This window comes from Pseudomonas sp. P4_B4 (assembly GCF_056402255.1).
In genome coordinates, this window is sequence record NZ_JBFUHS010000002.1 from 423,196 (window position 1) to 444,303 (window position 21,108).

The 21,108-nt window shown below is 62.1% G+C and carries 20 protein-coding genes; 13 read left to right on the plus strand and 7 right to left on the minus strand.

All coding sequences use genetic code 11. From position 1 onward, the window contains the following. The first annotated feature begins 4 nt into the window (after positions 1-4). The 4 genes from kdpB (at position 5) to AC1DVE_RS04275 (ending at position 6,263) form a co-directional block, all read left to right on the plus strand. Positions 5-2,065, plus strand: coding sequence for a potassium-transporting ATPase subunit KdpB (gene kdpB, locus AC1DVE_RS04260; RefSeq protein WP_223456259.1), 2,061 nt, complete (start codon positions 5-7; stop codon positions 2,063-2,065). 122 nt (positions 2,066-2,187) lie between these two features. Further along, positions 2,188-2,733 carry a potassium-transporting ATPase subunit KdpC gene (gene kdpC, locus AC1DVE_RS04265; protein WP_223456260.1) on the plus strand — a complete coding sequence of 182 codons (546 nt, stop codon included), beginning with the start codon at positions 2,188-2,190 and terminating at the stop codon, positions 2,731-2,733. A 131-nt stretch (positions 2,734-2,864) separates the two neighbouring features. Further along, positions 2,865-5,516, plus strand: coding sequence for a sensor histidine kinase (locus tag AC1DVE_RS04270; RefSeq protein ID WP_223533678.1), 2,652 nt, complete (start codon positions 2,865-2,867; stop codon positions 5,514-5,516). A gap of 48 nt (positions 5,517-5,564) precedes the next feature. Beyond that, the gene (locus tag AC1DVE_RS04275) at positions 5,565-6,263 is read left to right on the plus strand and encodes a response regulator (RefSeq protein WP_223456262.1); all 699 of its coding nucleotides are present in this window, start codon (positions 5,565-5,567) and stop codon (positions 6,261-6,263) included. Between the two features lie 151 nt (positions 6,264-6,414). Here AC1DVE_RS04275 and AC1DVE_RS04280 read toward each other — a convergent pair whose 3' ends face one another. Next, on the minus strand, positions 6,415-7,452 hold the full coding sequence (locus tag AC1DVE_RS04280) for a patatin-like phospholipase family protein (protein ID WP_223456263.1): 1,038 nt from the start codon (positions 7,450-7,452) through the stop codon (positions 6,415-6,417). A 221-nt stretch (positions 7,453-7,673) separates the two neighbouring features. Here AC1DVE_RS04280 and AC1DVE_RS04285 point away from each other — a divergent pair, with 221 nt between their 5' ends. The 3 genes from AC1DVE_RS04285 to AC1DVE_RS04295 all read left to right on the plus strand — a co-directional run bounded on the left by AC1DVE_RS04285 (position 7,674) and on the right by AC1DVE_RS04295 (position 9,769). Further along, positions 7,674-7,952 carry a hypothetical protein gene (locus AC1DVE_RS04285; protein WP_008000319.1) on the plus strand — a complete coding sequence of 93 codons (279 nt, stop codon included), beginning with the start codon at positions 7,674-7,676 and terminating at the stop codon, positions 7,950-7,952. 100 nt (positions 7,953-8,052) lie between these two features. Next, positions 8,053-8,811, plus strand: coding sequence for a CHAD domain-containing protein (locus AC1DVE_RS04290; RefSeq protein WP_223533679.1), 759 nt, complete (start codon positions 8,053-8,055; stop codon positions 8,809-8,811). A 160-nt stretch (positions 8,812-8,971) separates the two neighbouring features. Continuing rightward, the gene (locus AC1DVE_RS04295) at positions 8,972-9,769 is read left to right on the plus strand and encodes an acyl-CoA thioesterase (RefSeq protein ID WP_223456265.1); all 798 of its coding nucleotides are present in this window, start codon (positions 8,972-8,974) and stop codon (positions 9,767-9,769) included. Here AC1DVE_RS04295 and AC1DVE_RS04300 read toward each other — a convergent pair whose 3' ends face one another. From AC1DVE_RS04300 to AC1DVE_RS04310, 3 genes are all read right to left on the minus strand, one after another. After that, entirely contained in the window at positions 9,770-10,135 is a 366-nt protein-coding gene (locus tag AC1DVE_RS04300; RefSeq protein ID WP_008049048.1) for an Mpo1-like protein, read from the minus strand. Between the two features lie 219 nt (positions 10,136-10,354). Next, positions 10,355-11,836, minus strand: a complete 1,482-nt coding sequence (locus AC1DVE_RS04305) for a methyl-accepting chemotaxis protein (RefSeq protein ID WP_223456266.1) — start codon at positions 11,834-11,836, stop codon at positions 10,355-10,357. A 104-nt stretch (positions 11,837-11,940) separates the two neighbouring features. Next, complete coding sequence (locus AC1DVE_RS04310) at positions 11,941-12,747, minus strand: TatD family hydrolase (protein ID WP_223456267.1); 807 nt, start codon at positions 12,745-12,747, stop codon at positions 11,941-11,943. A 237-nt stretch (positions 12,748-12,984) separates the two neighbouring features. Between AC1DVE_RS04310 and AC1DVE_RS04315 the strand changes: the two genes are divergently transcribed. The 3 genes from AC1DVE_RS04315 to AC1DVE_RS04325 all read left to right on the plus strand — a co-directional run bounded on the left by AC1DVE_RS04315 (position 12,985) and on the right by AC1DVE_RS04325 (position 15,499). Then, the gene (locus AC1DVE_RS04315) at positions 12,985-14,406 is read left to right on the plus strand and encodes an MltF family protein (RefSeq protein ID WP_223456268.1); all 1,422 of its coding nucleotides are present in this window, start codon (positions 12,985-12,987) and stop codon (positions 14,404-14,406) included. Between the two features lie 103 nt (positions 14,407-14,509). Then, entirely contained in the window at positions 14,510-14,944 is a 435-nt protein-coding gene (locus AC1DVE_RS04320) for a DoxX family protein (RefSeq protein WP_223456269.1), read from the plus strand. Positions 14,945-15,190: 246 nt separating this feature from the next. Continuing rightward, positions 15,191-15,499 carry a hypothetical protein gene (locus AC1DVE_RS04325; RefSeq protein ID WP_008001428.1) on the plus strand — a complete coding sequence of 103 codons (309 nt, stop codon included), beginning with the start codon at positions 15,191-15,193 and terminating at the stop codon, positions 15,497-15,499. An 18-nt stretch (positions 15,500-15,517) separates the two neighbouring features. Here AC1DVE_RS04325 and greB read toward each other — a convergent pair whose 3' ends face one another. Genes greB through AC1DVE_RS04340 form a run of 3 tightly spaced genes read right to left on the minus strand, consistent with a single transcriptional unit; the run spans position 15,518 to position 19,237 of the window. Beyond that, complete coding sequence (gene greB, locus AC1DVE_RS04330) at positions 15,518-16,015, minus strand: transcription elongation factor GreB (protein WP_007973570.1); 498 nt, start codon at positions 16,013-16,015, stop codon at positions 15,518-15,520. Between the two features lie 34 nt (positions 16,016-16,049). After that, entirely contained in the window at positions 16,050-18,554 is a 2,505-nt protein-coding gene (locus AC1DVE_RS04335; RefSeq protein WP_223456270.1) for an ABC transporter permease, read from the minus strand. Further along, complete coding sequence (locus AC1DVE_RS04340) at positions 18,554-19,237, minus strand: ABC transporter ATP-binding protein (RefSeq protein ID WP_223456271.1); 684 nt, start codon at positions 19,235-19,237, stop codon at positions 18,554-18,556. The genes AC1DVE_RS04335 and AC1DVE_RS04340 overlap by 1 nt, the downstream gene beginning before the upstream one ends. A gap of 10 nt (positions 19,238-19,247) precedes the next feature. Between AC1DVE_RS04340 and AC1DVE_RS04345 the strand changes: the two genes are divergently transcribed. From AC1DVE_RS04345 to AC1DVE_RS04355, 3 genes are all read left to right on the plus strand, one after another. Then, positions 19,248-19,853, plus strand: coding sequence for an arylesterase (locus AC1DVE_RS04345; protein ID WP_008049055.1), 606 nt, complete (start codon positions 19,248-19,250; stop codon positions 19,851-19,853). 56 nt (positions 19,854-19,909) lie between these two features. After that, complete coding sequence (locus tag AC1DVE_RS04350; protein WP_003226812.1) at positions 19,910-20,203, plus strand: hypothetical protein; 294 nt, start codon at positions 19,910-19,912, stop codon at positions 20,201-20,203. Between the two features lie 767 nt (positions 20,204-20,970). Continuing rightward, a partial coding sequence (locus AC1DVE_RS04355) for a hypothetical protein (protein WP_477783786.1) occupies positions 20,971-21,108 on the plus strand: 138 nt, incomplete at its 3' end.

Consider the following 21,108-nt stretch of genomic DNA (forward strand, 5'->3'; position numbering starts at 1 on the left):
TTTGATGAATATGCCCGTAACTAAACCGGTCGCCACCGTCAAGGCACCGGAGCAACCGAAAACCGCGATCTCGGCCCTCTGGCGTCCGGCGCTGGTGCAAGCCTTCGTCAAGCTCGACCCACGGCAATTGCAGCGTGCACCGGTGATGCTGGTGGTCGAACTGACCGCGATCCTGACTACCGTGCTGTGTTTCATTCCCGATACGGCCGTGCCGACGTTCGTCGCCGCGCAAATTGCCGTGTGGCTGTGGTTCACTGTGCTGTTCGCCAACTTCGCCGAAGCCCTGGCCGAAGGCCGCGGCAAGGCTCGCGCCGACAGCCTCAAGGCCGGCAGTGAAGGCTTGAGCGCCCGCCGCAAGACCAGCAACGGCACGTTCCAAGTGGTGCCGGCCACCAGCCTGCGCAAGGGTGATGTGGTGCGCGTCGAAGCGGGGGAGATGATCCCCGGTGACGGCGAAGTGATCGAAGGCATCGCAGCAGTCAACGAAGCGGCGATTACCGGTGAATCGGCGCCGGTGATCCGCGAATCCGGCGGCGACCGCTCGGCCGTCACCGGCAACACCCGGCTGGTGTCCGACTGGCTGCTGGTGAAGATCACCGCCAACCCCGGCGAGTCGACCCTGGACCGCATGATCGCCCTGGTCGAAGGCGCCAAACGCCAGAAAACCCCGAACGAAGTGGCGCTCGATATCCTGCTGATCGGCCTGACCCTGATCTTCCTGCTGGTGGTCGTCACCCTGCAACCGTTCGCCCACTTCGCCAGCGGCAGCCTGCCGCTGGTGTTCCTGGTGGCGCTGTTGGTCACGTTGATTCCGACCACCATCGGCGGTTTGCTGTCGGCCATCGGTATCGCCGGGATGGATCGTCTGGTACGCCTGAACGTGATCGCCAAATCCGGTCGTGCGGTGGAAGCGGCGGGGGACGTGCACGTTTTGCTGCTGGACAAGACCGGCACCATCACCTTCGGTAACCGTCGTTGCTCGGCGGTGTATGCCGCGCCTGGCGTGACAGCCAGGGAGCTGGCCGAAGGCGCATTGCTGGCGTCGCTGGCCGACGACACCGCGGAAGGCAAGTCGATAGTCGAATACCTGCGTGGCACTCATCCGCAACCGGAACCGTCCGCTGAGGTGCTGACAGGTGTGCCATTCAGTGCCGAAACCCGCCTGTCCGGTGTCGACTATCAGGGACGCGTGTACCGCAAGGGCGCGGTGGATTCGTTGCTGGCTTTCGTTGGCCTCAAGCGTGCTGACCTGGCACCGGCCTTGTCCCGCGAAATCGACAAGATCGCCCAAAGCGGCGGCACCCCGCTGCTGGTGTGTGCCGACGGCAGGTTGCTCGGTGCGATCCACCTCAAGGACGTGGTCAAGCCCGGTATCCGCGAGCGTTTCGCCGAGCTGCGCAAGCTGGGGATCCGCACCGTCATGGTCACCGGCGACAACCCGTTGACCGCCGCTGCCATTGCTGCTGAGGCGGGTGTGGACGATGTGCTGGCGGAAGCCACGCCGGAGAAAAAACTGGCGCGCATTCGTCACGAGCAAAACGACGGTCGCCTGGTCGCCATGTGCGGCGACGGCGCCAACGACGCCCCGGCCCTGGCCCAGGCAGACGTCGGCATGGCGATGAACGATGGCACGCAAGCGGCACGTGAAGCGGCCAACATGGTCGACCTCGACAGCGACCCGACCAAGCTGTTGGACGTGGTGCAGATCGGCAAGGAGTTGCTGGTCACCCGCGGTGCGCTGACGACCTTCTCCATCGCCAACGACGTGGCCAAGTACTTCGCAATCCTGCCGGCACTGTTCGCTGCGATCTACCCGCAACTGGGCGTGCTCAACGTGATGCACCTGAGCAGCCCGCAGAGCGCGATTCTCTCGGCGATCGTGTTTAACGCCTTGATCATTGTGGTGCTGATTCCGCTGGCGCTGCGCGGTGTGCGGGTTCAAGCGGCGAGTGCGGCGGCGTTGCTGCGGCGCAATCTGCTGATCTATGGCCTGGGCGGGATCCTGGTGCCGTTCGTGGGCATCAAGGCGATCGACATGCTGTTGACCGCGTTGCATCTGGTTTGACCGATCGCGAGCAGGCTCGCTCCCACAAGGAGCACCGCATTCCCCTGTGGGAGCGAGCCTGCTCGCGATGAGTGCACCACGGTGCAACGGATTGAACACTTTACGAATTCGAGGATTTTGCAATGTCCACATTGATACGCCCGGCCCTGAGCCTGCTGGTCCTGATGACGCTGATCACCGGCGTCGCTTATCCACTGGTGGTCACCGGCGTGGCCCAGGTCGCATTCCCGGATCAGGCCAACGGCAGCCTGGTGCGGGATGCCGAGGGCAAGGTCCGCGGCTCCTCGCTGATCGCCCAGGATTTCGTCGGCGACGCCTGGTTCCACCCGCGTCCTTCGGCCGGTGCCTTTGCCACCGTGTCGAGCAGTGCCAGCAACCTGGCGCCGAGCAACCCGGCGCTGGCGACACGGGTACTCGACGATGCCAGCAAACTGCTGGTGCCTGGCCAGGGGCCGGTGCCCTTGGCGCTGGTCACTACGTCTGGCAGCGGTCTCGATCCGCACTTGCCACCGGCGGCGATTGCCTATCAACTGGCGCGTGTCGCGACGGCGCGCAACCTGCCGGTGGCGACCCTGCAGCAACTGCTGGATGCCCACATCGAGCAACCACTGGTAGGCCCGCCTGTGGTGAATGTGCTTGAGTTGAATCTGGCACTGGAAAAACTGTAAATCGGCGGTGCAGCCATTCGCGAGCAGGCTCGCTCCCACAGGAGTATGCATTCCAATTGTGGGAGCGAGCCTGCTCGCGATGACGGACTCACAATCACCACAACAACATCTGAAAAAAGAGATTCCCAAGCATGAGCAACTCCGGCCGCGCCGACGCGCTGTTAGCAGACCTGTCCCGCGATGGCCGTGGCCGGCTCAAGGTGTTTCTCGGCGCCGCGCCGGGTGTCGGCAAGACCTACGCCATGCTGCAAGCGGCCCACACCCAGTTACGCCAAGGGGTGAAAATCATCGCCGGCGTCGTCGAAACCCACGGTAGGGCCGAAACCGAAGCCCTGCTCAGCGGCTTGCCGCAGCAGCCGTTGGTACGTTCCGAGTACCGTGGCGTGTTGCTCGAAGAAATGGACCTCGACGGTCTGCTCCTCGCCAAACCGAAGCTGGTGCTGGTCGACGAACTGGCGCACACCAACGCTCCGGGCAGCCGTCACGAAAAACGCTGGCAGGACATTCAGGAACTGCTCGCCGCCGGCATCGATGTGTACACCACGGTCAACGTCCAGCACTTGGAAAGCCTCAACGACCAGGTGCGTGGCATCACCGGCGTGCAGGTCCGCGAAACCCTGCCGGACTGGGTGTTGCAGGAAGCCTATGAACTGCTGCTGATCGACTTGCCGCCACGGGAGCTGCTGGAGCGCCTGCGCGATGGCAAGGTCTATGTGCCGGAGCAGGCGCGGGCGGCCATCGACGCGTTCTTTTCCCAGACCAACCTCACGGCCCTGCGCGAGTTGGCGATGCAAACCGCGGCGGCTCAGGTCGATAACGATCTGGCCCAAGGGTATCGTCAGTTGGGGCAAGCGGCGCCGGCCGTGCGCGGGCGTTTGCTGGTGGGGGTCGACGGCGATGCGCAGGCCGAGCGCCTGGTACGGCATGCCAGTCGCGTGGCCCAGCGGCGGCACCTGCCCTGGAGTCTGGTGCACGTGGACAACGGCAGCGTGCGTGACGAGCAGTCACGCCTGCGTCTGCAGAGCGCCCAGCAACTGGCTGAGCGCCTGGGCGGCGAAGTGGTGTTGCTGCGCGCCGGTGAAGTGGCGAAAACCCTGATCCAGCATGCCGCCGAACGCCGCGCCAGCCTGGTGCTGGTCGGTCAGTCCCGGCCGCGTTTGCGCCGACGTCTGTTCGGGGGCGGGCTGGCGGCGCGTCTGCTGCGCAATGCTCGCGGACTGGAAATCAACGTTCTCGACAGCGATCACCAACAGCATCAACCCCATCAGCGGTCGATGCATTCACTGGTCTGGTTCGACTACGCACTGGCCGTGGTCGCGACGGTTCTGGCCAGCGCCCTGGCCTGGGCCGTGGCGAGCGTGCTGCCACTGCCGAACATCTCCCTGGTGTTCCTTGCAGCGGTATTGCTGGTGGCGGTGCGCAGCAGTCTCGGGCCGGCGCTGGCCTGTGCGGCGCTGTCGTTCCTGACCTATGACTTCCTGTTCATTCCACCGAATTTCTCTTTCAGAATCCAGCGCGAAGAAGACGTGCTGACCCTGCTGTTCTTCCTGCTGATGGCGGCCCTCACCGGCAACCTCGCGGCGCGTCAGCGCAGGCAATTGCAGGCACTGCGCGATACTCAGGAAGAAACCACCGAATTGCTCGACCTGTCACGCAAGCTCACCGCCGCCACCGACCGCCAGGCTGTGGTCAGCGCGGCCGCCCAGCACCTCAATGGTTGGAACGATGTACAACTGTGCCTGCTCAATCGCGACGGGCAAAGCGGCTGGAAAGTCGAAACCGGTGGCCCGCTGGAGTTCACTGAAGCCGAGCGCGCCGCCGCCGATTGGGCCTGGCAGCACGATCAACCGGCGGGTGCGGGCACCGGCACCTTGCCGTTCGGCCGCTGGTGGTGGTGGCCGTTATCGGTAGAGGACGGCCCGCTGGCGTTGCTCGGCGTATGCGCCAGGGAAGGCCAGACCCTGAGCGGCCAGCGCCGACGCTTGTTGACCGCGCTGAGCCAGCCGCTGGCCCAGGCGCTGGCCCGGGCGCAACTGGCCGATGATCTGGAAGCGGCGCGGCTGCACGGCGAAACCGAGCAACTGCGCAGTGCCTTGCTGGCGTCGGTGTCCCACGATTTGCGCACTCCGCTGACGTCCATGCGCGGCAGTATCGACAGCCTGCTGGCCCTGGGTGAAGCGATCCCGCTGGAGGATCGACGTGAGTTGCTCGAAGGCACCCGCGATGAAGCCGAGCGCCTCGACCGCTACATTCAAAACCTGCTCGACATGACCCGCCTCGGCCACGGAGCCTTGAAGCTGGCGCGGGACTGGGTGTCGCCGGCGGACATCGTCGGCAGTGCGCTCAATCGGCTGCGGACAGTCCTTGCGTCGTTGCAGGTCAGCACCGACGTGTCGGCCGAGTTACCGTTGCTGTATGTGCATGCCGCGCTGATCGAACAGGCACTGATCAACGTGATGGAAAACGCTGCGCGGTTTTCGCCGCCCCACGGGCGTATGCAATTGCGCGCCGGGGCCGATGACAGTGAGCTGTTTTTTTCAGTCAGCGATGAGGGCCCGGGGATTCCGGAGGCGGAACGGGCGAAGATTTTCGACATGTTCTATACCGCGGCGCGGGGTGATCGCGGCGGGCAGGGTACCGGGCTGGGGCTGGCGATTTGTCAGGGCATGGTCGGTGCCCATGGCGGGCGCATCACCGTTACCGACGGCATCGAGGGGCGCGGCACTTGCATCATGTTGCACCTGCCGCTGCAGGCACAGCCGGGATACGAAAGTGAAGCCTGATCGCGCTTGCGCTACTCTCTTGCCACTTCTTTGTATTGATGTGAATTCATGAGCCAGACCGCGACCATTTTGGTCATCGACGACGAACCGCAGATCCGCAAGTTCCTGCGCATCAGCCTCGCTTCCCAGGGCTATAAAGTGCTGGAGGCGGGCACCGGCAGCGAAGGGTTGGCGCAAGCCGCGCTGAACAAACCGGACTTGCTCGTGCTCGATCTCGGCTTGCCGGACATGGACGGCCAACAGGTATTGCGCGATTTTCGCGAGTGGTCGACGGTGCCGGTGCTGGTGCTCTCCGTGCGCGCCAGTGAAGGGCAGAAAGTCGATGCCCTGGATGGCGGCGCCAATGACTACGTGACCAAGCCGTTCGGCATCCAGGAGTTCCTGGCGCGGATTCGGGCCTTATTGCGCCAGGCGCCCGCAGGCGAGGCGCAACAAGCGGCGCTGAGCTTCGGTCCATTGACGGTCGACCTGGCGTATCGCCGGGTGTTGCTCGACGGAGTCGAGGTCGCGCTGACCCGCAAGGAATACGCCGTGCTGGCGCAACTGGCGCGACATCCCGGACGGGTGATCACCCAACAGCAATTGCTCAAGGACATTTGGGGGCCGACTCACACCGAAGACACTCACTACTTGCGTATCGTGGTCGGGCACTTGCGCCAGAAACTCGCGGATGATCCGACCCAACCCAGGTTCATCGTCACTGAGGCGGGGGTGGGGTATCGGTTGTTGAGTGAGGGCAGCCTTTAGTTTTGTGCTGAATGATCCGGCCCCATCGCGAGCAGGCTCGCTCCCACAGGAGTTTCGGCCAGATACACATTTTGTGAACACCAAAGATTCACTGTGGGAGCGAGCCTGCTCGCGATGAGGCCCTTACATTCAATCGAGAGTTTTCAGGCGCTCAGTTCTGCTCATTCTCATACCGGTCCAGCGTATCCCGCGCAATCTCCCGTCCCAGCGCGATCAACTCCGGCGCCTTGTAGAACTCGAAAAACCGACATACGCGTTTGGGCACGTTGATCAGGATGTCAGGCGGATACCCGGCAATCTTGTACTGCGCCAGCGACGTCTGCATCACCTCGAAACTCTGGTTGATCAAATCCAGCAAGGACGCCGGTCCGACATTGTCGATGATGAACGAACCGGTGGCGGAGCGAGGGGCGCCACTGGCTTGCGGAGCGGCCGCGGGTTGCTGCGCTTCGGGCTCGGCGGATTCGATCCACGGATTGAAGTCTGCACCTTCGGCCTTCAAGGCTTCCTGTTCCAGAACCAACAATTGTTCAGCCTGTTTGCGCCGGAACGGCAGCTTAGAGCCGACGGAGTTGATCAGGCTGTCGAAGCGGGTCTTGAAGGCGGCGGGACGCTGGATGACCGGCAATTGATAGTGGCGCTGGTTGGTGGAGTTGAGGTTGACCGCGATGATCAAATCGCAATGGCTCGACACTACAGGCACGATCGGTAGCGGGTTGAGAATGCCGCCGTCCACCAGCATGCGGTTGCCCTGCATCACCGGGGTAAACAGGCTGGGAATCGCTGCCGAGGCGCGCATGGCCTGATGCAGGCAACCTTCCTGGAACCAGATTTCCTGCTGGTTGGTCAGGTCGGTGGCAACGGCGGTGTAGGGGATACGCAAATCTTCGATGTTGATCTCGCCGACGATCTTGCGGATCTGCCCGAAGACTTTCTCGCCACGGATCGCCCCCAGACGAAAACTGACGTCCACCAGACGCAACACGTCGAGATAATCCAGGCTCTCGATCCAGTCGCGGTAATCATTGAGTTTGCCGGCGGCGTAGATCCCGCCCACCACCGCGCCCATGGAGCAACCGGCGACACAGGCAATGTCATAGCCGCGCCGTTCGATCTCTTCAATGACCCCAATATGCGCATAACCCCGGGCTCCACCCGAGCCCAATACCAGTGCGACACGCTTTTTCATGAATCGCCCTCGCTTGAATGGTTCAACAATGCACCCATCGAGGGGCATGCTTCAATCGCCATGGTCGTTCGATGGGGCAAGAGCGTCGTATTTTCGACACTCCATGGCGGCACATGGTTATTCTCGGCAGCGCTATAGTTTGCACAGCGGACCAACGGCACTTTTCAGGTGCCACAACGTCTTACCTGCACGACTGTTGACCTATCTTTGAGGAGTGAGTGATGAAAGCCTGGATCTGCGTGCCATTGATTGCCCTGGCGCTCGCCGGTTGTGCCGGCAAAACCGCTTATCGCGACAGTTGCGGTAGCAACCTGGATGCTGCATGGCATGAACTGGACCTGGCCAAGGCCGAAGGTTTTGCCGGGACTGTCAGCTACTCCAAGGCCCTGTCGCTGTTGACCGCGGCCAAGACCCAGCAGCAATTCGAGGGGTTCGAAGGCTGCACCACCAAAGCCGAGAAGGCCCGTTTCTATATTCGTGAATCGCGCGCAGGGCGTTAAAAGCGAAAAGCGGTTACAAGCTCTAAGCTGCAAACTGCAAGACTCATCGAGTTTGCAGCCTGGAGCTTGCAGCCTGGCGCTGTTTACGGAGTAAACCCCCATGATCGATCGGTTGGTGGCTCAGGTTCTGGGCCTGGAAGTTCGTCTGCTGGCCTGTCAGGCCCGCTTGAAAGAGCGTACAGACCCTGAAGCGTTACACGATCTGCGCACAACCATGCGTCGGTTGCGCAGCCTGTTGCGACCCTTGCGCGGGCAGCCCGGTGTCGAGCAACTGGAAGCGGCCGCCTCCAGGGTGGGCGAACTGAGCACGCCATTACGTGATCGCGAAGTGCTGGCGGCGTACCTGCTCCAGCACCATCAACCCCAAGCCGCACAGTGGCGCATGGCGCAAATGGCCGAGGCCTATCCGGCTGTGGCGGCCAGTCCCGAGCTCGCGCAAATGCTGATCGTCCTCGATGCGTTTCCGCGTTTTCTGCGTGCCGCCCAGCGCCAGGGATTGCTCAAGGGCCTGCGCAAGCGCATCGAAAAGCGCCTGGGCAAGCAGTGGAAAAAACTCGACAAGGCACTGCACGATCCGACCCACGACCGTCATCGATTGCGCCTGCTGATCAAGCGCGTGCGCTATGGCATCGACGCTTACCCCGAGCTGGACCGTTTGCCGAAAGCGGCCATGCCCCGATTGAAATCGGCCCAGGGCGCGCTGGGTGACTGGCACGATTGCGTGCAATGGCTGGCCATGGCTGAACGGGAAGCGGATTTGCAGCCCTGTGCTGCGGTCTGGAAAACTACCATGGCCGAGGCTGAACAGCGTGCGGACCTTGTGCTGGAGAAACTCAGCCGCGACTGCTTCAAATCCTGATATCTATCCAGATCCCTTGTGGGGGCTCAATGTTGGCCAGAGATTTTGTGTTAGAGCCGAGCACGGCTCATCTGTCAGTCAATTTGGCCGGAATGGGTGCTGTATAGCCTTCGCTGGCTGGTTAAGATCCCTTCATCTTTTTCCGATCCCAGAGGTTTTCATGCGTTTTTCCGAACTGCTCGATGCTGTCCGCAGCCAGCCGCTGGAGCTGTCTATCCCGGCCTCCTGGGCCCAGGGACGGGCCAGTTTCGGTGGCCTGGTGGCTGCTTTGCAGTACGAAGCCATGCGCGCCCGGGTTCCGGCGGATCGGCCGGTGCGTTCGTTGGCAATCACCTTCGTCGGCCCGGTTGAACCCGAGGTTCCGGTCAGTTTTGAGGTCGAGGTGCTGCGTGAAGGCAAGGCCGTCAGCCAAGTGCTGGGCCGGGTGATGCAGAAGGGCCAAGTGGTGACGTTGATCCAGGGCAGCTTTGGTGCCTCGCGCCCCTCGGAAGTGGCGGTGGCCGCTGAACCGGCACCTGAAATGAAGCACTGGGACGAATGCCAGGAATTGCCTTTTGTCGAAGGCGTCATCCCGGAGTTCATGCGGCATCTGGCGATGCGCTGGAGTGTCGGCGGGCTGCCGTTCAGTGGTAGTACATCCCGGCAAATGGGTGGCTGGGTACGCTTGCGCGGTGATGTAAAGGAAGAGGCCATCAGCGAGGCGCATATCCTGGCGCTGGTGGACGCCTGGCCGCCGGCCCTGATGCCGTTTTTGAAGAAACCGGCGATGGGCAGCACGCTGACCTGGACCATCGAGTTCGTGCAACCGCTGCTGCAACTGACCACCCTGGACTGGTGCAAATACCTGGTCGAAACCGAATACGCCGCTGACGGCTACGGACATGCCGCCGCAAAAATGTGGAGCGCGGATGGCCGGTTGATCGCCATGAGCCGGCAGACGGTGACCGTATTCGCTTGATCAGTGACGGCGGTGGCGCTCACGCCAGGCGCGCCACCAGCCGCCGCTGAGGAAAAACCGCGGAAACGTCAGGAACTGCTCGACCAACAGGCGCGATACCGCATCCTTGCGATCACTGAAGGGTTCGGAGGCTTGGGTCTCCAGGCTGTGGCCGTGGCGTTGCAAGGCCAGCGCCGCAATCACACCGATCACGCCGATGGCGATGTTTGCCAGGCTCAGGCTGAACACCCCGGACACAATCAGCAGAAACGCCACGATGAACAGCGGCACCGCGATCAGGTGCAGCACCAGATTGGTCGGGTGCTGGTGATTGTTCGGGTACGCTCGCCATTGCCAGGCGGGAAGGTTGGGGTGACGTTTGCCCATGATGCTGATCCTCGATCCATGTTGAACACATGTAGGAAGAATAGGCCCGGTCAATGCTGGCGGCGAATCAAGGCTGGCTATTGGCTTGATAGGTGTCATGGTCTGGATTGATGTTGCCGGTTCCGGCCTCATCGCGGGCAAGCCCGCTCCCACATTCGTCCGCATTCTAATGAAAGAACTCGGTCACCTGTGGGAGCGGGCTTGCTCGCGAAGAGGCCCTCAAAGTTTGAGCTGACCTATCGTCTTGCTTAATTCCCCAGCCAACGCCGCCAGCTCATTGCTGGTGGTCGCCGAAGTCACCGTCTGCTGCACCGTGTTCTCGGTCACGTCACGGATGCTCACCACCGCCCGGTTCATCTCTTCTGCCACCTGGCTCTGCTGCTCGGCCGCCACCGCGATCTGCGTGTTGCTTTCACGCATCTGCGCCACTGCGCTGGTGATCTCGGCCAATGCCGCCCCGGCCTCTTGCGCCTGTTGCACGCAATCGTCAGCCTTGAACGAGCTCTCTTGCATGAAATCCACGGCGTCCCGCGTGCCAGCCTGCAACGCCGAGACCATGAGGGTGATTTCATCCGTGGAGGCCTGCACGCGTTTGGCGAGGTTGCGTACTTCATCGGCGACCACCGCGAAGCCGCGACCCATCTCGCCGGCCCGGGCCGCTTCGATGGCTGCGTTCAGCGCCAGCAGGTTGGTCTGCTCGGCAATGCTGTGAATCACGTTGACCACGCCGTTGATCTTCTGGCTGTCCTTGGCCAGGCGTTGAATCATCTCGGCGGTCTGCTGGACGCCAGTGGACAGCCCGGCAATCGACCGCTGCACCCGTGTCACGACCTCCTGCCCGCTGCCGGCCAGGGTATTGGCCGATTGCGAAAGGTCACGGGTGGCACCAGCGTGTTGGGCGATGTGATAGACCGTGGCGGTCATTTCATTGATCGCCGTGGCGGCCTGATCGGTTTCGCTTTGCTGGCCCAGCATGCCGTGGCGCACTTCATTCATGCTGGCCGCCAGCCGCGCGGCGCTGATGTCCAATTGCCGGGCGGTGCTGGCGACGGTGTTGACTACCCGTTGATAACCGGCCTGCATGGCATTGAAGGCGTTGGCCATTTGCCCGACTTCGTCGCTGCAAGCCAATGGCACGCGGGCCGACAGGTCGCCGGTTTTCTCCACGTGCAACATGACGTCTTTCAAGGTGTTGAGCTGGCTGAGCAGGAAGCGGATCAATAACTGCGATGCGCCGAGCATTGCCAGCATCAGGATGAACACGGCCAAGGCGTAGTTGGCGAAGCGCTCGTTGAACACCTGGCTCAAGCTCGGGCCATGGGCAATCAGGGCGACCCGTTGGCCGTCGGCACGGGTAAACACTTCGGCACCCATCAACGGATTGTCACCGAACAGCGGCATCGGGTTGATCTCGACCCAGCCATTAGCGTCGGCCAGTTCTTGCACGGGTTGCTCATTGAGCGTGGGTGCCTGCCCGCGGCTGAACGCCAGCAGGTTGTCGACGTGGGGCAGCGGTTGCCCGGCGGGCCAGGCTTCGAGCAATCGCGCCTGGGCCTGGGCCGAAGCCTGGGCAGCGTGACTGCGGGCCTGCTGTTCGATCTGCACCGCGTACAGCGCCAACAACAGGGTGGTGACGAAAGCGACGGCGTTGACCGCCCAGAATTTGTATTTCAGCGAGATATTGCTAAGCCAGGCACCCATGGAGGTCTTCTCTGATAGCGGAAACAGTTTTGGCAAGGTGCCATCATTGTGCCGCTACTCAGGTGGTTGATTCTTGATGCAGATCAACTTCAAACCTGTGGGAATCAGGAGATCAATGGCAGGCCATAAAACGCCCGTGCGCACGCTGTCGTGTGCGCCGCCAGATCTTCCTGGCTTTCCCCGCGATGCAGCGCCACTTCGCGCAATACTTCGGTCAGATACGCCGGCTCGTTGCGCCCGTTTTTCGGCTTGGGGCGCAGGCTGCGCGGCAGCAGATACGGTGCATCGCTTTCGAGCATCAGGCGTCCGCGCTTGATCTCCTTGACCAGCGGATGCAAATGCGTGCCCCGGCGCTCGTCGCAGATCCAGCCGGTAATGCCGATGTGCAAGTCCAGGTCGAGATAGCTGAACAGTGCCTTCTGCTCGCCAGTGAAGCAGTGCACCACCGCGGCCGGTAGTCGGTCGCGGAAGTCGCGCAGGATTTCCAGCAAACGCTGGCTGGCGTCGCGTTCGTGCAGAAACACCGGCAGCTGCAATTCGACGGCCATGGCCAGGTGTTCTTCGAGGACTTTCTCCTGTTGCGGGCGCGGCGAGAAATCACGGTTGAAATCCAGCCCGCACTCACCCACGGCCACCACATTCGGCTCGTTGAGCAAGCTGCGCAAACGTCGGGCGCTGTCGGCGTTCCAGTCGCTGGCGCAATGAGGGTGAATACCGGCGGTGGCGAACAGGCGCTGGGCGCTTTCGTCCAGTTGCTGGCACAGCTCAAGAGCCTGTTCACTGCCCTCGACACTGGTGCCGGTCAGCACCAGTTGGCACACGCCGGCCGCGTAGGCACGGTCGAGTACGGCCTGGTGTTTGTCGGCAAAACTGGCGTTGGTCAGGTTGACGCCGATATCGATGAGTTGCATGGTGCTACCTCGGCCCAAAGGCCGGAAAGCATATCAGAGCCGTGGATTTATAAGAAAAGCCAAGAACTACAACGGGTTAACGCTGTCTCTTGAGCCGCGGGGCAAGCCGGGTTGGTAGTTTTGCCATCATTGTGCCAGTCTTTCGCACTTTGCCAGCGCCTTGGGCGCTCTGTTTTTGTCGCCGCGCTTGATGGTTTTCGTCATTGAAGCGGGCCTCATATTCTTTCCGGAGAGTGGATGATTCGTCCCTCGGTTTTGCTACTGCTGTGTTGTTCGCTGCTACTGCCGATGTCGGCGGTCGCGCGTCTGCCCGGGCCGCTGCAAGCCGTACCGGCCAGCAAGGTGCGCGACCTTGCGGAAATTCGCAGCAGTCGTGTGCTGCGGGTGTTGGTCAACCAGAGCCGCAACAGTTCCGGCGAAGTCCAGGGGCAGGCGATCGGGGTTGAATACCATCGCCTGAGAGCGTTCGAGCAATACCTCAACGGCCACGCCCGTGACGGCCAGGAAATCACCCTCAAGATCATTCCCAAGGCCAAGGATCAACTGCTTGGCGCATTGCAGCGCGGGGAGGGCGACCTGGTGGCGCCAGGCGAGTTGCTCGATCTGCAACCCGGCTTCGCCGTCAGCACCAGTGAGCCGATTGCCAGCAACATCCCGTTGGTCCTGGTGGGCATCAAGGGCGAACGCCGCTACACCAGGCTTGAACAGCTTTCCGGCAAGACCCTGGCGTTACCCGCCGGCAGCGCCGCCGGAGATGCCGTCAGCCAGATCAATCAAAAGCTCGCCTTGCACAAACTGCCACCGGTCACAATCGAATGGGTCGATCCGAGCCTTGCCGTCGAGGATGTGCTGGAGATGGTGCAGGGCGGGATCTTCCACCTGACCATCGTCGAGCAGCCGATCGCCGAACGCTGGGGCAAGATCCTGCCCAAGCTGCGTTTCGACAAGCAGGTACTCGTCAGTGATCCAGGGGAAGAGTTCTGGTTCGTGCGCCGCGATGCCTCGATGTTGCGGGCCAGCATCGATCGCTTCCTCACCGTCTACAAAAAACCATCGGATCAGGACGTCGCGTTCCTGCGGATCTATCGTCGTCTCTATCAAGTGCACTATCCACTGGCCAAGGCGGACCGGCAGCGTCTGGAAAAACTTCGCCCGGTGCTGCAGAAACACGCCGATGCCCAGGGCATGGACTGGCTGAACCTGGCGGCGCTGGCCTTCAAGGAGTCAGCCCTGCAACCTGCCGCCCGCAGTGATGGTGGCCCGACCGGATTGATGCAGATCACGCCTTCTGCGGCGCAGCGGGTAGGGGTCAACAATATTCAGGACCTTGATGGCAATGTGCAGGCCGGGGCCAAGTACCTGGCGATGATCCGGCGCAAGTTCTTTGCCAGCCCGAAACTCAACGAGCGCGAACGCATGGCCTTCGTGCTGGCGGCCTACAACATCGGGCCGGAGCGGGTCCAGGGCATGCGCGCCGAAGCGCGGCGGCGAGGCTTGAATCCCAACCAGTGGTTTTTCCAGGTCGAAAGAATTGCCATGGAGCAAGTAGGTATGGGGCCTGTCAGCTATGTTAATAGCGTGAACAAGTATTACTTGGCGTTCGACCGGGAGCGCGAGTCGTTGGAGCCCCAGGAGCAAAAGGTTGCCTCACGCAAATGATCAACTAATCTGATTGTTATGGCGGGTTTTTTGCGCTTTTAACATGCGGTTTACTGATTAATATGGCGGCCAACCAACACACACTTACAAGGAATGAAACAGCATGAGCACTCTGATCAACAAGGTACTGTCTACCCGCGCTGGCTACGGCCTGACGGTTCTGCGCATCGTGGTCGGCATTATTTCCGCCGCTCACGGCTCGCAGAAACTCTTCGGGGCATTCGGTGGCTATGGTCTGGCTGGAACCGCGCAGTACATGGAAAGCCACGGACTGACGCCGGGTTACCTGATGGCGACACTGGCGGGCGGCATTGAATTCTTCGCCGGCCTGGCTCTGATCATCGGCTTGCTGGTTCGCCCGGCCGCGCTTGGCCTGGCCTTCCTGTTGCTGGTCGCGATTTTCTCGGTGCACATCAGCAACGGACTGTTCATGGCCAACAACGGTTATGAATTCGCCCTGGCCTTGCTCGGTGGCAGTATCGCGGTATTGATCGAAGGTGCGGGCAAACTCTCAGCGGACCGCGCCATCGCCGGTTGACCGCTCTGGTTCAACGAAAAGGCCCGCATTGTGCGGGCCTTTTTTGTTGCGCGTCATTCTTGACACTGTCCAGTCAGCTTCTCTAGGATGTTGCTCATGCGCCGATTTAAACAGCTACTTGCGGGGCGCCAGGTGACCATCCAGTTGCCGATAGAAGCCGGAACAGGCTTCGAAATACCGCTAAAGCGCTGGTTCGGTGTTGCCTCTCACCTGCCATGCAGACTTTTGAGGCAGAGACACGACACAATGAATGCACTAAACCCCGTTGTACGTCCCGCGCCGATTACGGCACATCTGACCCAGCGCAATCCAAAAATCCTGCTTGGCGGCAAACATCAGCCGACGCTCTTGCGTTATCTCGATGGCTGGCCACGTCGTACCGGCGGCCCCGCTGCCTTCCTGATCCAGTTTGTCGAAGACGGTGAGTCGCTCGCTCGTTTCGCCGACGACAGTTTCGATCTGGCAGTGATTCAGTCCCCCAGCCTCGAAGATGCGCCTGAAGTGATCCGGCAACTGACCCGCGTTGCCCGGCAAGGGTTGATTACCCGGCGTTAAGGTTCAGAGCGCCGCAGGTCAGGGATAGTCGATCGCCACGATATACACACACTGCTCACCCGTTGGCGTCTGGACCCGAACTTCGGCGTCCAGTGCCTTGCCGATCAGGGCGCGAGCCAAGGGCGAGTCGATGCTGATCAGGCCCTGTTTGAGATCCAGTTCATCCGGCCCGACAATGCGGTAGCGTGACTCTTTGCCGTCCTCGTCCTCGATCGTGACCCAGGCGCCGAAATAGACCTTGTTCGGATCGCTGGGTTTTTCGCTGACGACCTTGAGCGCTTCCAGGCGTTTGGTGAGAAAACGCACGCGGCTGTCGATCTCTCGCAGCATCTTTTTGCCATAGGTGTATTCGGCGTTCTCCGAGCGGTCACCCTGGGCCGCGGCTTCGCTGACAGCCTGGGTGACCTGGGGCCGACGTACATGCCACAACTCATGGAACTCGGCGCGCATCCGCGCTTCACCCTCGGGGGTGATCAGCGCGGTGCCAGCGGTGCGGGGAGGGCGGTAACGGCTCATGACAGCTTCTTGTGGTGAGGATGGCAGGAGTCTATCAACCCTCACGCAGGACTGTCAGCGGGCTGGCGTTCAATGCCCGACGGGTGCCGAACACCCCGGCACCGCCAATGAGCACGGCGCCCAGCAGTGGCAGCAGCAACAGCCATGGGTGCGGATGCCACGGCAGATCAAAGGCGTAGCGGTAGAGCACCCAACTCACCACTTCCGAACCCAGCGCCGCCAGCAAGCCACTGACTGCGCCCAGCAAGCCGAACTCGATACGTCGAGCCTTGACCAGTAATTGTCGCTCCGCCCCCAGCGCACGCAGCAACGCGCCCTGGCGAATGCGCTCATCCAGCGTCGCTTGCAGGCCGGAGAACAGCACCGCCATCCCCGCCGCCAACACAAACAACAACACGTACTCCACCGCCAGGGTCACCTGGGCGAGGATGCTGCGCAGTTGCTCCAGCAAGGCTTCGACCTGCAGGATGGTCACCGCCGGGAAGGCGCGGGACAGGTCGACAATCTGTTGGTCATGACCCGATGCCAGATAGAAACTGGTCAAGTAGGTCGCCGGCAGATCCTTGAGGGTGCCGGGCTGGAATATCATGAAGAAGTTCGGCTGGAAGTTGTCCCAGTTGATCTCCCGCAGGCTGGTGACCTTCGCCTCGCGATTGACCCCGCCCACGCTGAAAACCAGATGATCGCCGAGCTTGATTTTCAGGCTTTCGGCGACCTTGCCTTCTACCGACACGCCGGGAACATCTTCCGGCGTCTGTTCGTTCCACCAATTGCCGGCCGTGAGTTTGTTGCCCGATGGCAGGTCCGCGGCCCAGGTCAGGCTCAGGTCGCGCTGGATCGCCCGGTCGCCTGCAGATTCCTTGGTGACGATTTGCTGTACCGGTTCGCCGTTGATGCTGATCAAGCGCCCCGGCACCACCGGGTACAGCGGTGCCGATTGCGCCGACACGGCGATCAGGTGATCGATGAAGGCCTGTTTGTCCGCCGGCAGGATGTTCAGCGCGAAGTAGTTTGGTGCGTTTTTCGGCAGCTGGTTCTGCCAGGTGTCCAGCAACTCGCCGCGCAGCAGCGCAATCAGCGCCATCGACAGCAGAATCAGGCCGAACGCCAGGGACTGGCCCGCGGCAGCGAGCGGATGACGCAGCAGTTGGCCGAGTCCCAGGCGCCAGGGCAAGGATGCACGCGCGAGCATGCGCCGCAGACTCTTCAACAGCAGCAGCAACAAGCCGCCCAGCACCAGCGCTGCAATCACGCCGCCGCCGAGCAGGGCAAAGGTCAGCACCAGGTCCAGGCTCAGGCGCCACATGATCAGGGCGAGGGCGCCCAGCGCTGCGCCGTAGACCATCCAGGTGCTGGAAGGGATCGGCAGCATGTCCCGACGCAGCACGCGCAATGGCGGAACCCGGCCCAGAGCCGCCAGTGGCGGCAAGGCGAATCCGGCCAGCGCCACCAGTCCGGTGCCGATCCCGGCAACGGCCGGTAACAGCCCGCCCGGAGGCACGTCGGTCGGCAGCAAGTCGCGCAGCAGGGCAAACAATCCCAGCTGTGCGAGCCAGCCGAGGAGGGCGCCGCTGATGCTGGCCAGCAGCCCGAGCACGGTCAGTTGCAGGCTGAACAACACCATGGTTTCCCGGCGTGACAGCCCGAGGCAGCGCAGCAAGGCACTGGCATCGAACCGGCGGGTGGCGAAACGGGTTGCCGACAGCGCCACCGCCACGCCGGACAGCAACACCGCCACCAGGCTGGCCATGTTCAGGTAGCGTTCGGCCTTGCCCAGGGCGCCGCCGATCTGCCGGTTGCCGTCGCGGGCGTCCTGCAAGCGTTGATTGGCGGCAAGCCCCGGTTTGATCAGTTGCCGATACGTCTCGAGTGCTTGAGCATTGCCTCGCCATAATTCGCGATAGCTGACCCGGCTGCCGGGTTGCACCACGCCGGTGGCCGCAAGGTCGTCGAGGTTGATCAGCACTCGCGGCGTCAGGCTGTAGAAATTGCCGGCGCGATCGGGTTCGTAAGTCAGCACCCGCGCCAGTTTCAGGGTTTTCATGCCGACATCGATGCTGTCGCCGATCTTCAGGTCCAGGGCTGTCAGCAGGCGCGCCTCGACCCAGGCTTCGCCGGGTTGCGGTCCGCCACCGACGGTTTCCGCGGCGAAGGGTGCGGGCGCGCTTTTCAATTCGCCGCGTAGCGGGTAGGTGTCATCGGCCGCCTTTATGCTGGACAGCTGAATGCCGTTGTCGGTGGCGATGACGCTGGAAAACTCCACCACCTGCGCATGTTCCAGTCCCAGTTCGGTGCCGCTTCTTATCTGTTCGGGGCGCGCAGGCGAACTGCCTTCGAGCAGCAGGTCGGCACCGAGGAATTCGGTAGCGCGCAGCATCATGGCGCCGTTCAGGCGGGCGCCGAAATAGCCGATGGCGGTGCTGGCGGCCACGGCCACCAGCAAGGCGAAAAACAACACGCGCAATTCACCGGCGCGGGCATCGCGCAGCAATTGGCGGATGGCGAGACGGAACAGGCGCAACAGCGGCAGACGTGCCATCAAGGCTCCAGAGGGGCGACCAGCAGGCCGGCTTCAAGACGGATCAGGCGCCGGCAGCGATGGGCCAGGCGTTCATCGTGAGTCACCAGCACCAGGGTCGTGCCGCGCTCCTGGTTGAGCTCGAACAGCAAGTCGCTGATGCGCTCGCCGGTGTGGCTGTCGAGGTTGCCGGTAGGTTCGTCGGCGAACAGCACATCGGGCTCGGCGGCAAACGCGCGGGCAATCGCCACGCGTTGTTGCTCGCCTCCGGAGAGCTGGCGCGGCGAGTGAGTCAGGCGTTGGCCCAGTCCTACGCGTTGCAGCAATTGGGTGGCGCGTTCGCGGGCGTCTTTGCGGCCATCGAGCTCCAGCGGCAGCATGACGTTTTCCAGGGCATTGAGGCTGTCGAGCAATTGGAATGACTGGAACACAAAACCCACGTGTTCGGCGCGGATGCGCGCACGCTGGTCTTCATCGAGGTTGCTCAGGCCTTGCCCGGCGAGAGTGACTTCGCCGCTGCTCGGCAGGTCGAGGCCGGCGAGGAGGCCCAGCAGGGTGGACTTGCCAGAGCCGGAAGCGCCGACGATGGCCAGGCTATCGCCCTTGTTCAGTTCCAGGCTGAGTTCGTGCAGGATGGTCAGTTCACCTTCCGCGCTGGGAACCACTTTGCTAAGGTCCTTCGCGATGAGAATGCTTGCGCCCATGGAGAGTCCGATGCGTGTCTGGTTTTTGAGTGCTGGCCTGGCCTTGATGTGCATGGCCCAAAACGCAGCGGCGGGTACAGTCCTGATCGTTGGCGATAGTATCAGCGCCGGTTTCGGGCTGGATACCCGGCTGGGGTGGGTGTCGCTGCTTGAGCAACGGCTCAGGCGCGAAGGTTTCGACGACAAAGTGATCAATGCGTCCATCAGTGGCGACACCAGTGCCGGAGGCCAGGCGCGCCTGCCCGCGCTGCTTGCAGAGCATAAACCGGAGCTGGTGATCCTCGAGTTGGGCGGCAATGATGGCCTGCGCGGGATGCTGCCAACTCAATTGCAACAAAATCTTGCTTCGATGATCGACAGCTCCCGGGCCAGCGGTGCCAAGGTGTTGCTGCTCGGCATGCAATTGCCACCCAATTATGGTGCGCGTTACACCAAGGCGTTCGCCGAGGTCTATAGCAACCTGGCCGATGAGAAAAAGATCCCGCTGGTGCCGTTTTTCCTCGACGGTGTGGGCGGTCATCCGGACTTGATGCAGGCCGACGGCATACACCCGGCGGCCGGGGCCCAGGACAAGTTGCTGGAAAATGTCTGGCCTACTCTAAAACCGCTGTTATGACACTTTTCTAGAGGCAGGCTTTCGGCTAAGGTGGCGCCCCCGATTTGGAGCCCCCGATGCCGCGTCCCGCCTGGTCACTATTTGCCTATCAACTGATCGAGCCTGACGAACAGCTGGATCTGTTCGCCTGCCAGGAAGTGCGGGTGCATCTGGTGACCCGTCAGCTGGAGTTGGGCGGTTCGGCGGACCGGACCTTGTGTGGCAGTCTGTTGCCGGCGCAACCGCGCTGGTCGAGTGTTGATCGCCGGGTGTTTCAGGACCAGCGGCTGTGTTCGTTGTGCCGGGCCATACTTGAGTCGCAGAAGCGGGGGACGTCGCCGATCTGGCCTGAGTTGCGGTTCGAGCTTTGATCCGTAGTTGCGTGCTAGCCCTGTTATTTGTTGATTGTGTACATATCCGTTGTTCAGGTAACGGCGGCTTATGGTTTCGCCCTTACGGCGACTCACTTTTTTTACAAGCGCCTAAAAAAAGTAAGCAAAAAAACGCTCGCCCCGAACGTACGGCCCCTCGCTAAGGCTCGGGGTTCCTTCGCTCCGGCATTCATCCGGGGGCATCGCCTCCGGTCGGCTTCGCTCGACCTCCTCTCGATGTGTTCGGCTGCGCCGAACGGCGCTACGCGCCCACCCCCGGATGAACGCCTCCACTCAGCCTGCCGAGGGGGCGGGTGGATCAAGATCAAGAGCTGCAGGCGAGCTAACGCTCGGCCTGATGAGTGGTGAAGAGCGAAGGTGTACGCCGATCCGCCTTTGCTCTTCTGTGGGAGCGACGGTGCGGCGATCCGACTTGCTCGCGATGGCGGCCTGCCAGCCGACCAATGTCTTGCTGATGTCCACCGATCAAATTGTGGGAGCGAGCCTGCTCGCGATGACGGCCTGTCAGCCGACCAGTTGCATCACAGGCGAACGAACCCCGCGATCAGGCCGGCCGGTAGGCCGCCTCGCTTTTGCTTTTGCTTTGGCTTTTGATCTTCTTGCCCCCTCGAGAGGCCGAGTGGAGGTTCTGCGTAGTGGGCAACCCGGCATGGATGCCGGGTTAGCCGCCGCCGGCCCAGAGTGTGTAAAAACATCCAAGCTAACCCTTGCTATGATTCCCCAGGATTTCATCGCAAGGGTTGCCCATGAAACGCTTTATTCAAGGTGAACACCGAGGTCAAAGTAACTTGCTCCCCGAGAGCCTGGACGATTACGTCAGCGACACCAATCCGGTGCGCGTTGTGGATGTCTTCGTTGATGAACTCGACCTGATCACCTTGGGT